13 protein-coding genes and 1 riboswitch are annotated in these 14,899 nt (G+C 73.5%); of the genes, 3 read left to right on the top strand and 10 right to left on the bottom strand.

Translation table 11 applies throughout. The features are described 5' to 3' along the window. Positions 1-61: 61 nt before the first annotated feature. A complete protein-coding gene (locus ACFY00_RS19050) occupies positions 62-436 on the top strand; it encodes a DUF1844 domain-containing protein (protein ID WP_033256284.1) in 375 nt (124 codons plus the stop codon). A gap of 66 nt (positions 437-502) precedes the next feature. On the opposite strand, the gene gcvP is transcribed toward ACFY00_RS19050, so the two are convergent. Beyond that, positions 503-3,373 (bottom strand): aminomethyl-transferring glycine dehydrogenase, encoded by a 2,871-nt coding sequence (gcvP, locus tag ACFY00_RS19045; RefSeq protein WP_388032661.1) that lies wholly within the window; start codon positions 3,371-3,373, stop codon positions 503-505. A 218-nt stretch (positions 3,374-3,591) separates the two neighbouring features. Continuing rightward, positions 3,592-3,695, bottom strand: a riboswitch (glycine riboswitch). Between the two features lie 189 nt (positions 3,696-3,884). Here gcvP and ACFY00_RS19040 point away from each other — a divergent pair. Together ACFY00_RS19040 and ACFY00_RS19035 are read left to right on the top strand one after the other, a co-directional pair. After that, the gene (locus ACFY00_RS19040) at positions 3,885-4,988 is read left to right on the top strand and encodes a PRC and DUF2382 domain-containing protein (RefSeq protein ID WP_388032660.1); all 1,104 of its coding nucleotides are present in this window, start codon (positions 3,885-3,887) and stop codon (positions 4,986-4,988) included. A 169-nt stretch (positions 4,989-5,157) separates the two neighbouring features. Further along, positions 5,158-6,630 (top strand): MFS transporter, encoded by a 1,473-nt coding sequence (locus ACFY00_RS19035; protein ID WP_388032659.1) that lies wholly within the window; start codon positions 5,158-5,160, stop codon positions 6,628-6,630. 107 nt (positions 6,631-6,737) lie between these two features. Here the strand turns inward: ACFY00_RS19035 and ACFY00_RS19030 are convergent, their stop codons facing one another. From ACFY00_RS19030 to ACFY00_RS18990, 9 genes are all read right to left on the bottom strand, one after another. Continuing rightward, entirely contained in the window at positions 6,738-8,117 is a 1,380-nt protein-coding gene (locus ACFY00_RS19030) for a DNA polymerase IV (RefSeq protein ID WP_388032658.1), read from the bottom strand. Between the two features lie 36 nt (positions 8,118-8,153). Beyond that, positions 8,154-8,831 carry a vancomycin high temperature exclusion protein gene (locus ACFY00_RS19025; RefSeq protein ID WP_388032783.1) on the bottom strand — a complete coding sequence of 226 codons (678 nt, stop codon included), beginning with the start codon at positions 8,829-8,831 and terminating at the stop codon, positions 8,154-8,156. Positions 8,832-8,934: 103 nt separating this feature from the next. Continuing rightward, positions 8,935-9,612: a MerR family transcriptional regulator gene (locus ACFY00_RS19020; protein WP_388032657.1), complete on the bottom strand. Its 678-nt coding sequence runs from the start codon at positions 9,610-9,612 to the stop codon at positions 8,935-8,937. Between the two features lie 313 nt (positions 9,613-9,925). Continuing rightward, complete coding sequence (locus tag ACFY00_RS19015; RefSeq protein WP_030463664.1) at positions 9,926-10,399, bottom strand: bifunctional nuclease family protein; 474 nt, start codon at positions 10,397-10,399, stop codon at positions 9,926-9,928. Between the two features lie 97 nt (positions 10,400-10,496). Beyond that, entirely contained in the window at positions 10,497-11,240 is a 744-nt protein-coding gene (locus ACFY00_RS19010) for a MerR family transcriptional regulator (RefSeq protein WP_388032782.1), read from the bottom strand. A 65-nt stretch (positions 11,241-11,305) separates the two neighbouring features. Next, on the bottom strand, positions 11,306-12,166 hold the full coding sequence (locus ACFY00_RS19005) for an FHA domain-containing protein (protein WP_388032656.1): 861 nt from the start codon (positions 12,164-12,166) through the stop codon (positions 11,306-11,308). A gap of 181 nt (positions 12,167-12,347) precedes the next feature. Beyond that, positions 12,348-13,289 (bottom strand): DUF881 domain-containing protein, encoded by a 942-nt coding sequence (locus tag ACFY00_RS19000; protein ID WP_388032655.1) that lies wholly within the window; start codon positions 13,287-13,289, stop codon positions 12,348-12,350. A 9-nt stretch (positions 13,290-13,298) separates the two neighbouring features. Then, on the bottom strand, positions 13,299-13,631 hold the full coding sequence (locus tag ACFY00_RS18995; protein WP_030463668.1) for a small basic family protein: 333 nt from the start codon (positions 13,629-13,631) through the stop codon (positions 13,299-13,301). Next, positions 13,628-14,668: a DUF881 domain-containing protein gene (locus tag ACFY00_RS18990; protein WP_388032654.1), complete on the bottom strand. Its 1,041-nt coding sequence runs from the start codon at positions 14,666-14,668 to the stop codon at positions 13,628-13,630. Before ACFY00_RS18990 ends, ACFY00_RS18995 begins: the two co-directional genes overlap by 4 nt. Between the last annotated feature and the right edge of the window lie 231 nt (positions 14,669-14,899).

Below are 14,899 nucleotides of genomic sequence, written 5' to 3'. Positions count from 1 at the left end.
CACCCGCCTTGTACGCTCCTTGCGTACTGCGCTTTCGCACCAGCCCCCTCGGAGTGACACCTTGACCAGCCAGCCCGACCACTCGCACGAGTCCGACCAGGCCCTCGGCTTCGACGACCTGACCCGCGACATCGCCGAGGTCCCCGCCGTCGAGGTGATCACCACCGTCGCCGTCCACCTGATGAGCGCCGCCGCCGTCAAGTGCGGCCTCGCCGAGGGCGGCGAGGCCGACAAGGACCTCGACGAGGCCCGCAAGCTCATCACCGCCCTGGCCGGCCTGGTCACCGCCGGGGCCCCCGAGATCTCCAACTTCCACGCCGCCCCCCTCCGCGACGGCCTCCGCTCCCTCCAGCTCGCCTTCCGCGAGGCCTCCCTCGTCCCCGACGCCCCCGGCACCGGCCCCGGCGAGAAGTTCACCGGCCCCGTCTACTCCTGACACCCCCCACGCGCGGAAGCCGCCCGACCGGGAGGACTCCCCCGGCGGGCGGCTTCCGCCGTGCGGCTACGCGTCGTACTCCTCCAGCGGCGGGCACGAGCACACCAGGTTCCGGTCCCCGTACGCGCCGTCGATCCGTCGCACCGCGGGCCAGTACTTGTCCGCCGGGTTGACCCCCGCCGGGAAGACCGCCTCCTCGCGGCTGTACGGGTGCGTCCACTCACCGGCCAGCATCGACGCGGTGTGCGGGGCGTTGCGCAGCGGGTTGTCGTCGGCGGCCCACTCGCCCGCCCCGACCTTCTCGATCTCGCCGCGGATCGCGATCATCGCCTCGCAGAAGCGGTCGATCTCGTGCAGGTCCTCGGACTCGGTCGGCTCGATCATCAGCGTCCCGGCGACCGGGAACGACATGGTCGGCGCGTGGAAGCCGTAGTCGATGAGCCGCTTGGCGATGTCGTCGACGCTGACGCCGGTCTCCTTGCTGAGCGGCCGCAGGTCGATGATGCACTCGTGCGCGACCAGCCCGCCGGGCCCGGTGTAGAGCACGGGGTAGTGCGGGGCGAGCCGCTTGGCGATGTAGTTGGCGTTCAGCACCGCCACCTGGGTGGCGCGCTTGAGCCCCTCGCCGCCCATCAGCCGGACGTACGCCCAGGAGATCGGCAGGATCGCCGCCGAGCCCCAGGGCGCGGCCGAGATCGGTCCGACGCCGGTCGCCGGTCCGGCCTCGGCCTGCAGCGGGTGGTTGGGCAGGTACGGCGCGAGGTGCTCGCGCACCGCGACCGGGCCGACGCCGGGGCCGCCGCCGCCGTGCGGGATGCAGAAGGTCTTGTGCAGGTTGAGGTGCGAGACGTCCGCCCCGAACTTGCCGGGCTTGGCCAGGCCGACCAGCGCGTTGAGGTTGGCGCCGTCGACGTACACCTGGCCGCCGGCCTCGTGGACGAGGGCGCAGATCCGGGTGATCTCGGTCTCGAACACGCCGTGGGTGGACGGGTAGGTGACCATCAGCACGGCGAGCTGCTCGCGGTGCTGCTCGATCTTCGCCTTCAGGTCGTCGACGTCCACGTCGCCGTCGGCGAGCGTCTTGACCACGACGACCCGCATGCCGGCCATCGCCGCCGAGGCCGCGTTGGTGCCGTGCGCGGAGGACGGGATCAGGCAGACGTCGCGCTGGGTGTCCCCGTTCGCCCGGTGGTACGCCCGCACCGCCAGCAGACCGGCCAGCTCGCCCTGCGAGCCCGCGTTCGGCTGGATCGACACCGCGTCGTAGCCGGTGACCTCGACCAGCTGCTGCTCCAGCTCGCGGATCAGCGTCAGGTAGCCCTCGGCCTGCTCGACCGGCGCGAACGGGTGCAGCTGCCCGAACTCGGGCCAGGTGACCGGCTCCATCTCGGTGGTCGCGTTGAGCTTCATGGTGCAGGAGCCCAGCGGGATCATGCCGCGGTCGAGCGCGTAGTCGCGGTCGGAGAGGCGGCGCAGGTAGCGCAGCATCGCGGTCTCGGAGCGGTGGCTGTGGAAGACCGGGTGGGTGAGGTACTCGTCCTCGCGCAGCAGTTCGGCGGGCAGCGCGTCCGCGTCCTCGGCGATCTGCGCCTCGACGCCGAACGCGGCGAACACGGCCGCCAGGTGCGCGCGGGTGGTGGTCTCGTCGCAGGAGACCGACACCCGGTCGCCGTCGACCTTGTGCACGTTGACGCCACCGGCCAGCGCCGCGGCCACGACCTCGTCGGCCCGGCCCGGGACGACGGCGGTCACGGTGTCGAAGAACGCCTCGTGGGCGAGTTCGACGCCGCCCGCGCGCAGGCCCGCGGCGAGCGCGGCGGCGTAGCGGTGGGTGCGGCGGGCGATGTCGGCGAGGCCGTCGGGGCCGTGGTAGACGGCGTACATGGAGGCCATCACGGCGAGCAGCACCTGCGCGGTGCAGATGTTGGAGGTGGCCTTCTCGCGGCGGATGTGCTGCTCGCGGGTCTGCAGGGCGAGCCGGTAGGCGCGGTTGCCGTCGGCGTCGACGGAGACGCCGACCAGGCGGCCGGGCAGGTTGCGGGCGTACTCGGCGCGGACGGCCAGGTAGCCGGCGTGCGGGCCGCCGAAGCCCATCGGGACGCCGAAGCGCTGCGAGGTGCCGCAGGCGATGTCGGCGCCGAGCTCGCCGGGCGAGCGCAGCAGGGTGAGGGCGAGCAGGTCGGCGGCGACGGCGACGACGGCGCCGAGCCCGTGGGCCTGCTCGATGACGGCCTTCAGGTCCCGCACCGCGCCGGAGGCGCCCGGGTACTGGAGCAGCACGCCGAAGACGCCGCGCTCGGCGATCTCGGCGGGGATGCCGTCGGACAGGTCGGCGGTGACGACCTCGACGCCGGTCGGTTCGGCGCGGGTCTCGATCACGGCGAGGGTCTGCGGCAGGGTGTCCGCGTCGACCAGGAAGACCCCGGCCTTGTTCTTGGTGACGCGCCGGGCCAGCGCCATCGCCTCGGCTGCGGCGGTGCCCTCGTCGAGCAGCGAGGAGCCGGAGGTGTCCAGGCCGGTCAGGTCGGCGACCACGGTCTGGAAGTTGAGCAGCGCCTCCAGGCGGCCCTGCGAGATCTCCGGCTGGTACGGGGTGTAGGCGGTGTACCAGGCCGGGTTCTCCAGCACGTTGCGCAGGATCACCGGCGGGGTGAAGGTGCCGTAGTAGCCGAGGCCGATCATCGAGGTGAGGACCTGGTTGCGGCCGGCCAGCTCGCGCAGTTCGGCGAGCACCTGGGCCTCGCTGCGCCCGGCGGGCAGGCCGAGCGCGGTGAGGCTGCGGATGGCGTCGGGGACGGCGGCGTCGGACAGTTCGTCCAGGGAGGCGTAGCCGACCTGGGCCAGCATCTTCTGCTGGGCGTCGCTGTCGGGGCCGATGTGGCGGTGCTCGAAGGGGCTGGCCTGCTCAAGGTCGCTGAGCGTCGGCTGGGCGTTCATGGGGGTCGGGCCTCCTGGTCGCGGACCGGCGGTGGTACGCACGCCGACCGACTGCCGTGGAAGCCGGGCGGGCGGGCGAACCCGTCAGCCTCCCCCTCTGTCATCGGTACCTGAGAGCTTCACGCGTCCGGGCGGGGCCCGCACGGCTTGCACCGTCGGCGAGGGCGGGTCCGACCGGCTCCGGTGCCGACGGTCCTGCCCTGCTTTCCAGAGTGACCTGTTCTCGCTCGGTACGGATGCCTGAGAGATTCCGGGGAGGGGTTGCTCCTTCGGCGTCCCGCACCCCCGTCCAGCGGGGTCGGGACTCTCCCGAGCGGGCTCGGCGGTCGCCTCCGAGGTTACCAGCGCGGGCCCTTCCGATCACCGGTACGGCCCTGTGATCTGCCCCGGACGGCGGCTTCCGGGGTGCCGCCGTCCGTTACGTGCCCTTTGGTGTGAAGTGGCGGCCCGGCACGCTCCTCCGGCCGCCGCCCGCAACAGACCCTGAGGAGCAGCAGGACTGGAGGACAGCGTGCAGACCGATATCGATCCGCGCGACCTGATCGGACACAAGGCGGTCGACCGGAACGGTGACAAGATCGGCACGGTCGACGAGGTGTACCTGGACGACGCCACCGGCGAGCCGGAGTGGGCGGCCGTCCGCACGGGGATCTTCGGCCGGGACGCCTTCGTCCCGCTGACCACCAGCGAGTTCGCGGGCGACGAGTTGCGCGTCCCGTACGACAAGTCGCTGATCAGGGAGTCACCGGACTTCGGCGTGGGCCAGCACCTCTCCCCGGCCCAGGAGTTGCAGCTGTACCGCTACTACGGGCTGGACAGCGGCGGCAACGCCGGTTCGGGCCCCGCGGCGAAGGCGGCAGAGGCTGCGACCGGAACGGCGGCGGCCGCGGGTGCGGCCGCGAAGGAGCACCCGCGCCAGGAGCCCGCGGCGGACCGCGACTTCGGCACCGTCGCCTCCGCTCCCGCCCCGGCACCCGCTCCCGCCGCCACCGCGGCCGCCGCACCGACGGCCTTCGCCGCGACCCGGACCGAACCGGCGACCCAGCAGCGCCAACAGCACGAGCAACAGCACCAGTCGTCCCCGGCGGAGCGCCCGGACGGGGCGCAACCGACCGCGCCGATGGAGATCACCTGCCGCGAGGAGCGGCTCGACATCACCACCGAGTGGCACGCGGTGGGCACCACCCGGCTGCGCAAGTACGTGACCACCGAACAGGTGGAGCGCCGGGTGCCGGTGGTGCGCGAGCGGGTGCGGGTGGAGCGGATCCCGGTGTCGGACGCGGAGCGGGCGGCGCTGAGCGAGCAGGAGATCGCCGAGGCGGTCGAGGAGGTCACGCTGCACGAGGAGCGTCCGGTGGTGCGCAAGTACCTGGCGCCGGTCGAGCGGGTGCGCCTGGTGGTGGAGCGGTACACCGAGGAGGAGGTGGTCCGCGAGGAGCTGCGCCGCGAGCAGGTGGAGGTGCACGACGCGGCCACCGGCGACGGGGACGGCGAGGGGGCGCAGCAGCGCCAGCCGTGGAACGCGCAGCCGCAGTCGCCGACCGCGGCGAAGCCCCAGGCGTCCGTCGCGGACGGCAGTGCGGAGCACGCCCGTCCGGAGCCGCTGCGCTCCTGACGGCCCGCCGCGCTTCCCGACCCCGGCCCCGGTCCGCTCCGGCGGGCCGGGGCCGTCGCTTTGCCAAAGCTTCACCAATCGATATTTGACAGGGTGAAGCATTTCCCGACATGGTTACTTAAGTTCATGCACTATCGCCTGTCTGAAGCAACCCGTCGGAGGAGTCCCCGTGAGTGAGGCACCACAGCCCACCCCCACGGCCGCCAAGCCCACCAGCGCCCGGGTCCTGCCCGCCCTGATCCTGGCCATGCTGGCCTTCAGCGTGGTGCAGACCGCGGTCGTCCCGATCCTGCCGGGCCTGGCCCGCGAGCTGAACGTCTCGGGCTCCAGCATCACCTGGCTGATGACCGCCAACCTGCTCTCCGCCGCGGTCCTCACCCCGCTGCTCGGCCGCTTCGGCGACCTGCGCGGACGCAAGCCCATGCTGCTGGTCTCGCTGGCCGGCCTGGTCCTCGGTTCCGGCCTCGCCGTGTGCACCCACTCCTTCACCTGGCTGCTGGTGGCCCGGGTGCTGCAGGGCGCGGGCGGCGGCGTGCTGCCGCTGGCGATCAGCATCGTCCGCGACGAGCTGCCCCGGCACAAGGTCACCGGCGGCGTCGCCGCGATCTCCGCCTCGATGGGCGTCGGCTCCGGCCTCGGCCTGGTCGCCACCGGCCTGCTGCTGGAGCACTGGAGCTACAAGTCGATCTTCTGGATGGGCCTGGTCTTCGGCCTGGTCGCGGTCGCCCTGGTGGTCCTGCGGGTGCCCTCCGACCCGGTCGTCGACAAGGAGGGCGGCGCCGACCCGCTCGGCGCCCTCACCCTGGCCGGCTGGCTCTCCGCCCTGCTGGTCGCCGTCAGCCAGGGCAACCACTGGGGCTGGACCTCCAACCGCACCCTCGGCCTGTTCGCCGTCGCGGCCGTGGTCGCCCTGCTCTGGGTCCTCGTCGAGTCCAGGGTCACCCACCCGCTGGTCGACCTGTCGATGATGGCCCGCCCCGCCGTCGCCTTCACCAACCTCTCCGGCCTGCTGATCGGCTTCGGCATGTACGGCTCGTTCATGGTGATCAGCAACTTCGCGCAGACCCCGGAGAAGCTCGCCCACTACGGCTTCACCGCCACCGTCCTGCACGCCGGCGTCATGCTGCTGCCCTCCGCGATCGGCTCGATGGTCGCCGCCCCGCTCGGCGCCCTGCTGATCGCCCGCCGCGGCCCCCGCCTCCCGCTGGTCCTCGGCGGCCTGCTCGGCGCCGTCTCGATGGCGTACCTGGCGCTGCGCCACGGCGCCGAGTTCGACCTCTACTTCTCCTCCGCGGTCTTCGGCCTCGGCGTCGGCCTCGCCTACGCGGCGATGCCCGCCTACATCAACGGCGCCGTCCCCGCCGAGCAGTCCGGCATCGCCAACGGCATGAACGCCGTGCTGCGCACCGTCGGCGGCGCGATCGGCACCGCCGTGATGAGCGCGATCCTCACCGGCGACACCCTCAAGCTGCCGATCCCCGTGCAGCTCCCCACCGAGAACGCCTACCAGAACGCCTTCTGGGTGGCCGGCGTGATGTGCCTGGTCGCCGCCGCCGTCCCGTTCGCCATCCGCGCGGCCAAGTCCGCCCCCGCCGCCCCCGTCGAGCAGGCCGCCCCGGCCCTCACCAAGACCGACGCCTGACGGCGTCACCCTCGCGTCCTGGACACACGCGAGCAACGGGGAGCACCCCTCGCCACGGGCATCGGCGAGGGGTGCTCCCCGTTGCTCGCCCGCTCAGCCCCGCACGCTCAGCCCCCGCCCGCCGGGGGCCTGAGCGGCAACGCCCCCGAAGGCTCCAACTCCTCGTCCCCCACCGCGAACGTCCGCACCCGCCCCACCCCCGAGTACGGCGTCTCGAACCGCACCGTCACCCGCCCGACCCCGCTGCCCTGCACCCAGCCGGGCCCGAACTCGCGGTGCGTGACGTCCTGCCCGGGCCACCACCGCCGGGCCGCCGGGTCGACCTCCACCGCCTCCTCGACCGTCTCCTCGACCACGGTCGCCGGGCCCGACTCCCGTTCCTCCCGCTCCAGTTGGGCGAACAGGTCCTCCTGGGTGTAGTCCGCGAGCTGCGCGACGCCCACCCCCAGCAGCCGCACCCCGCCCGTGACGTCGACCTGCGTCGCCAGCCGCCGCGCCGTCGCGGCGATCACCTCCGCGTCGTCCGTCGGCCCGCGCAGCGTCTCGGAGCGGGTCAGCGTGGAGAAGTCGAACCGCCGGACCTTGAGCACCACCGTCCGCCCGGAGCGCCCGGCCGCCCGCAGCCGCCGCACGCAGCGCGCGGCCAACTGCTCGATCTCGTACAGGATCCGCTCCCGGTCGGCGAGGTCGACCTCGAAGGTGTCCTCCACCGACACCGACTTGGCGTCCCGGTCCGGCACCACCGGCCGCTCGTCCCAGCCGAGCGCCATCTGGAACACGCCCGCGCCGTGCGCCTTCCCCAGCAGGGCGACCAACTCCTCGAACCCGGCCTCCGCGAGGTCCGCCACCGTGGTCAACCCGGCCCGGCGCAGCGCCTGTTCGGTCGCGGGCCCGATCCCGGGCAGGGCGCGCACCGGCATCGGGGCCAGCACCCCCCGCTCGGTGCCGGGCTCGATCAGCACCAGCCCGTCCGGCTTGGCCTGCTCGGAGGCGATCTTGGCCATCAGCTTCGACCCGGCGACGCCGACGGACGCGGTCAGCCCGGTGTGCTCCACGATGTCGGCCCGCAGGTCCTCGGCCAGGGCCAGCACCAGCTGCGCCCCCTCGGCGGGCGTGGTCGCGGCGGCCAGCGCGGGCCCGTACGGCCCGGCCTCCAGGTCGACGAAGGCCTCGTCCAGGCTGAGCGGCTCCACCAGCGGGGAACGTTCCCGCAGCAGGCCCATGACGATCTCGCTGTTGGCCCGGTAGGCGTCGAACCGGCCGGTCAGGAAGGCCGCGTTCGGGCACAGCCGACGGGCCTGCGCCATCGGCATCGCCGAGTGCACCCCGAACCTGCGCGCCTCGTAGGAGGCGGTGGAGACCACGCCGCGCCCGCCGAGGCCGCCGACGATGACGGGCTTGCCGCGCAGGCTCGGCTTGGACGCCTGCTCCACCGCGGCGAAGAAGGCGTCCATGTCGAGGTGGAGGATGCTCGGCACGGTCCGCACCGCTCGATCATCCCCCGCCCCACCGACAATCCCCGCTCAGCCCTGCCCGGCGCCCCCCGCCGCGTCCGCCAGCGCCCGCGCCACCCCGTCCTCGTGCGGCCCCAGCAGCGTCGGGTCCGGCCGCAGCAGCACGCTCAGCGCCGCCTTCGCCGCGCTGCCGACCTCCCGCGCCTCGCCGTACTTCCAGGTGGTGTCGTGCCACTCCTCCACCCCGACCCCGTACGCGTCGATCCCGGCCGCCCCGCACAGCGCCAGCGCCCGCCGGACGTGGAAGGTCTGGCTGACCAGCAGCGCCCGGTCCACGCCGAAGATCCGGTGCGCCCGACTGCACGAGTCCCAGGTGTCGAAGCCCGCGTAGTCGCCGACCACCCGCACCGCGGGCACCCCGCGCTCGATCAGGTACGCGCGCATCGCGTCGGTCTCGTCGTACTGGACGGTGCCGTTGTCGCCGGTCACCAGGATCGCCCGGACCTTGTGCGCCCGGTACAGCTCCAGCGCCGCGTCCAACCGGTGCGCCAGGTACGGGGAGGGCACGCCGTCCATCAGCCCGGCGCCGAACACCATCGCGACGGGGGCCTCGGGCGCGCTCGCCACCGTGCCGACCCTCGCCGACTGGGTGAGGTGCAGCCAGGCGCTCGGCGCCAGTCCCAGCGCGGAGCACAGCACCACCGCCTGGAACCAGCGGCGCTGGCGCCGCCGGTCCACCGGCCGCACCGCGCGCCACGCCGCCCGGGCCCGCCGCCCCGCACACCTCAAGATCGTCGACACACCGACCAGGACGAACGGGGCTCGCCCGTCGGTTCCCCGGGGCCCGGTCTCAGACCGCGCGGTTGCGGCGCTGCGCCAGCTCGTCGCCCGGGTCGTGGCCGATCAGCGTCTCGCCGGTGTCGGTGCGCTCGCCGTGCAGCCGCCCCAGGGTGGTCTCCAGCTCCTGCCAGACCGCACCGACCGCGATGCCGAACACGCCCTGCCCGCCGTTCAGCAGGTCCACCACCTGCTGCGGCGAGGTGCACTCGTAGACCGTCGCGCCGTCGCACATCAGGGTCAGCCCGGTCAGCCCGGCCTGGTCGGCGGACTGCAGGTGGGTGACGGCCACCCGGATGTTCTGCAGCGACACGCCCGCGTCCAGCAGCCGCTTGACGATTTTCAGCAGGAGAATGTCCCGGAAGCTGTACAGCCGCTGCGCCCCGGCCGGGTACGCGGAGCGCACCGAGGGTTCCAGCAGGCCGGTGCGCGCCCAGTAGTCGAGCTGCCGGTAGGTGATCCCCGCGGCGGCGCAGGCCGTCGGCCCGCGGTAGCCGACCAGGGCGGACGTCGGGGCCAGCCGCTCGATCGCGGGCTGCCCGGGCTGGACGGCCGGGAAGCGGCCGAGCCGCGGCAGTTCCTCCGCCTCGGGTTCGGGCCGCCAGGGCCGCCCGATCAGGGGCCGGCCGGCCCGCGGCACGTGCACCGCGCACAGCGCCCCGGAACGCGTCTCGTCGCCGGTGCCGCTCATCGCCAACCTCCGTCCATTCCGCCCAAGGCCCCACGGGACCCGCAGGAGCCCTGCCGGGCCCCGGGCTGCGGGTGGCCCGTCCGGCGGGCCATCACCTGACGGTAGGCAGTGGTCCGAGCAGCGTCAACGATCGCCACGCCGGGGGCTTCCACAAACTTCACCCCATCGAGTGGTTATTCGTGCCCCATGAGCGGGTAGCAGAACGGATTTCCGGCCCAACCGAGTTGCGACCCGCCGCCGACCGGGCTAGCACGCCGAACCCCGCCCGGTCACCGCGGGCCACCGGCCGCACCCGGCCCCGGAGGGCCCGGGGCTACTGCGGGCCGCCGCCGAAGTCCTCCGGCGAGACCTGGTCCAGGAACTCCCGGAACTTCTCGACCTCGTCCTCCTGCTCGTCCGGGATCGAGATGCCGGCCTCCGCCAGCACCTCCTCGCTCCCGTAGATCGGCGTACCGGTGCGCAGCGCCAGCGCTATCGCGTCCGAGGGGCGCGCGCTCACCTCGACACCACCGGCGAACACCAACTCGGCGTAGAACACCCCGTCCCGGAGGTCGTTGATCCGCACCTCGGTCAGCTGCTGCCCCAGCGCGCCGAGCACGTCCTTGAACAGGTCGTGCGTCAGCGGCCGCACCGGGGTCATGCCCTGCTGGGCGAAGGCGATCGCGGTCGCCTCGCCCGGCCCGATCCAGATCGGCAGGTAGCGGTCACCGCCGACCTCCCGCAGCAGCACGATCGGCTGGTTTGAGGGCATCTCCACCCGGACACCCACGACGTCGAGCTCATTCACACCAGCAACCCTATGGCGCGCGCCCCCGATAGGAAAGCGCAGCAGGCAGCGGCCACCGCGATCCGGACCCGCTGCCCACCCGCCCGCCACCGGCCGATCAGGACCTGGCCCGCAGCCCCGCCTGCACCATCGCCGCGTGCAGCCGCACCGACAGGGTCGCCAGTTCCCGCGCCGTCGCCTCCGCGTGCGCCCGGGTCTGCGGGTTGCGGTGCCGCCGCAGCGGCGCCACCACCTGCTCCACCAGCGCCACCTCGCGCTCGGCCGCCGCCTTCACCGCCCGCAGGTGCCGCGGCTCCAGGCCGAACCGGCCCAACTCCGCCACCAACCGGGCGATCTGCAGCGCCTCGCCGTCGTACCCGCCGTCCGGGCCCGGCTGCACCAGCCCGTACGCCTCCCACTCGACCAGCTCGCGCTCCTGCGCCTCGGCCGCCGCGATCAGCTCGGCCCGGCCCAGCCGCACCCCGCCCGCCACCGCGGCCGCGGCCGCCAGCTCCCGGTCCGCCTCCTCCATCGGCCCCGGACGGCCCTCCGCCCCCGGCAGCGCCGGCGGCTGCTCGCCGCGCTCGATCGCGTCCAGGTGCTCGCGGATCACCCGCAGCGGCAGGTAGTGGTCGCGCTGCATCCGCAGCACGTACGCCAGGCGTTCCACGTCCGCCGCCGAGAACTTCCGGTAGCCGGACGGGGTGCGCTGCGGCTCGACCAGGCCCTCCGCCTCCAGGAAGCGGATCTTGGAGATCGTCACCTCCGGGAAGTCGTCCCGCAGGAAGGCCAGCACCGCGCCGATCGACAGCAGCTCGTCACCCCGCCGGCGCGCCTCGCCCGTGCGGCGCGAGGCCGGCACGGGCGAGGACCCGAGGGACGGGGTCGGAATCTGTGGGGTCACTCGGGCTCCAAACGGAGAAGTGGTCAGTACCCCCGGTGGTGGCTGGCGAAGAACACCAGCCGGTACTTCCCGATCTGCACCTCGTCGCCGTTGCTGAGCAGCACCTCGTCGATCCGCTCCCGGTTCACGTAGGTGCCGTTCAGGCTGCCCACGTCCGCGACCGAGAAGCCGCCGTCGTGCTGCCGACGGAACTCCACGTGCCGACGCGACACCGTCACGTCGTCCAGGAAGATGTCACCCTGCGGGTGCCGCCCCGCCGTGGTCACGTCCGAGTCCAGCAGGAACCGGCTGCCCGAGTTCGGGCCGCGCTGCACGATCAGCAGCGCCGAACCCGGCGGCAGCGCGTCGATCGCCGCCATCACCTCGGCCGACAGCGCCGGAGTGGCGCCCGTCGAGGTCGCGGTCGGGTCGTACGACTCGATGCCGGAGATCGAGATGGTCGAGGTGGTCTCCACCGCGCCCTCAGCGAAACCGCCACGCAGCTGCGTGCCGCAGTTCGAGCAGAAACGGGCCTGAGCCGGGTTCTGGTTCCCGCACCGCGGGCACGGGCTGGTGCCAGCCATGTTCACAGCCTCCTGGCGCGGCACACCCGACTGGACGTGCCCGGCATAGGGGTCCGGGGCAAACCCTCCACCGGAGGTTGAGGGTCCTGACGCGAAACCTATGCGCGGCCCGCCCGCCGGATCAACCGACGCGCCGTACGCCGCGTCGAACTGCCCGGTCGGGATGCCCGCGCCCTGGGTCACGTCGTCCCGGTACATCGGACGCTGCCCCTCCGGCGCCGGACGCATCGACGGCACCCCGGCGTCCTCCTGCCGGTGACGCGCGGTCGGCGCCTCCGCCGTCTTCTTGTTGCGGCCGAAAAGCTTCGAGAAAAAACTCACGGGCGAATCCCCTTGCGTGTGACAGAACCGCCCGCGGGGCAGGGTTCAAGGCTCGGTGTGGCGGTGGGACCGGCATCGGACCGGAGACTGACGAGCGGTAAGACCCAGTGTCGCCGACCCGCCGCGGAAACCCACCACCGGGGGCTGCCCGCAGCTGACGAACCGTACGGAGCGCGCCCCGTCACTTCGCCGCCGGCTTGCCGTACTGCAACGGCTTCGGCGCGGCCAACGCGTCCACCAGCACCTTCTGCTGCTGGACGATGGTCGCCCGCGCCTGATGGTTCTCCAGGCTGCGCACCACGCCACCGGGGATGTTCAGCGCCGGAGTCAGGTCCTGCGGATTGCCCACCACGGTGAAGCGGAACGGCTGCGAGACGTCCTTGCCGTCGATGCGCACACCGTTCCCCGACGAGTTGTCGGTGAAGTAGGTTCCGGCCACCACGCGCACGTCGTTGATCTGAATCGCCTCCGCCCCCGCCGCTCGGAGTTCCTGCAGGGTGTCCAGCAGCATATCGGCCTTCACCTGCCCTTGGGGATCATCGATCGTCAGCACGATCCCCGGGCCGGTCGCCTTCTCCGTCCCGGCCAGCACGCCCAGCTCGGCCGCCTTCTTCCGGGTCTGCTCCTGGGCCTCCTTGGCCTGGTTCGAGGAGTTCTCCAGCTGCGCCAGCGACTGCTCCAGCTGCGTCTTCTCCGACTGGAGGCGCTGCTGCTTGCCGTCCAGTTCGTCGAGGATCCGCACCAGGTCCTCCTGCCGGGCCCCGCGCAGCTCGCTGTGGTCGTTGGTCGAGCGGACCTGGATCGCCAGCGCCAGCCCCAGCGCGAACAGCAGCAGCGCCACCACCAGTTGGCCCCGCGACACCCGCGGCGGCCACAGCGCCGCCTTCAGCCGCGTCCGCCCGTCCGACGGCAGCCGCACCGGCTCCCGCGGCACTGCCGCCGCCACCGGCGGCTCCTCGGCCGCGGGCACCTCCTCCGGCGCCTGGACGGCCTCCCCGGCCGCGGGCTCGACCTCGCCGACCGCCCCGACCGCCCCGGCCTCCTCGGCCGCGGACCCCACCCCGGGCTCCTCGCCGACCGGCGGCTCCGCCTCCCGCTCCCGCGGCTCCTTCTCCTCGCTCACAGCCGCTCCCTACGCCCTGAACACGTGCCGACGGATCGCCGCCGCGTTCGAGAAGATCCGGATGCCCAGCACCACCACCACGCCGGTGGACAGCTGCGACCCCACGCCCAACTGGTCGCCCAGGAACACGATCAGCGCCGCCACCACGACGTTCGACAGGAAGGACACCACGAAGACCTTGTCGTCGAAGATCCCGTCCAGCATCGCCCGCACGCCGCCGAACACCGCGTCCAGCGCCGCCACCACCGCGATCGGCAGGTAGGGCACCACCGCGTTCGGCACCTCGGGCTGCACGAACACGCCGACGATCACGCCGATCACCAGACCCAGTACGGCAATCACGGTGTAGCAGCTCCTGTTCCGGTAGGAGTGGAAGTGGACTTCGCGGTCGGCCGCGCGGACTTCGACGGCGTCCCGCTCCTGGCCGCGCTCGGCGAACCGGACGGCGAGGGCGACGGCGACGGGCTCGGAGCCGCCGTCGGCTCCGCGGACGCCTCCGGCCCGGCCACCCGCAGCGTCACGCCCAGCGCGGCCGGCAGGGTCAGCGACTTCTGCGTCGACAGCGTCGAACGGATCCCGTAGCTGTCCTGGATGATCTTGAGGTAGTGGCCGCCCTCGTTGTCCTGGAAGGCCTGCGCCAGCCGCGGCCCGTCCCCGATCGCCAGCACCGTGTACGGCGGCACCAGCGGCCGGTTGTCGACCAGGATCGCGTCGCCGGCCGCCCGGATCGCCGACAGCGCGGTCAGCCGCTGCCCGTTCACGGACACCGCCTCCGCCCCGGCCAGCCACAGGCCGTTCACCGCGTACTGCAGGTCGTGGTCCTTGACCCGCCCGTTCTTGCCGTAGCCGCCGCCGTTGCGCGGATCGCTGACGTTGCCGCCCGAACCGCTGCCGGACGCGTCGTCGATCACCAGCTTGACGCCCGGACCGGTGATCTCCCCCGTCCCGGTCTGCGCCGCCAGCGCCGCCGCCCCGCCGTCGCTCCCGGTCTGCAGCGCCGCGTCCTGGGCCCGCTCGACCTTGTCGCGGTCCTCCTCGACCTGCCGCTGCAGGGCGTCCGCCGCCGCATTGGCCTCGTTGACCCGGCTGACCAGCGCGTCCCGCTCCTTCGCCAGGACGGGCGCCGCCGCGTGCGTGTTCACCGCCCCGACCGTCACCACGACCGCCGCCAGCGCCAGCCCCAGGGCCAGCACCAGCCGGCCCCTGGCCGTCGTCGGCAGCCGCGAGCTGCCCTCCGCCCCGCGCGCCCGGGCCGCCTCCGCGTACCCGTCGTCGAGCGAGTGCTCCATGACCGTGGTCAGCAGGGACATCGAGGCGTCCGGACGGCGGAAGCGCCCCTCCGGGTCACTCGGTGTCGGCGTTGCTGGCATGCGGCACATCGTTTCACGACCACGAGGTGCCCCACGACCAGCTCCCGGCCCCGCAGGACGGTTTCGGCACAGGATCGTGACAAACGCCCGGCGGGGGGGGGGGGCCCCGGCCCCCCCCCCCCGGGGGGGGGGGGGGGTGAGGGCGGGGGCGGGCCCCCCCCCGGCCCCCCCGGCCCCCCCCCCCGCGGGCGGGCCCCCCCCCGGCCCGTCGGCCGGCTCCTCCAGCAGCCGACCGACGCC

The organism is Kitasatospora sp. NPDC001540 (assembly GCF_042894345.1).
Lineage (GTDB): Bacteria > Actinomycetota > Actinomycetes > Streptomycetales > Streptomycetaceae > Kitasatospora > Kitasatospora phosalacinea_C.
Note: the sequence above shows the minus strand (reverse complement) of the source record. Positions and strands in the feature narration are given on the sequence as shown.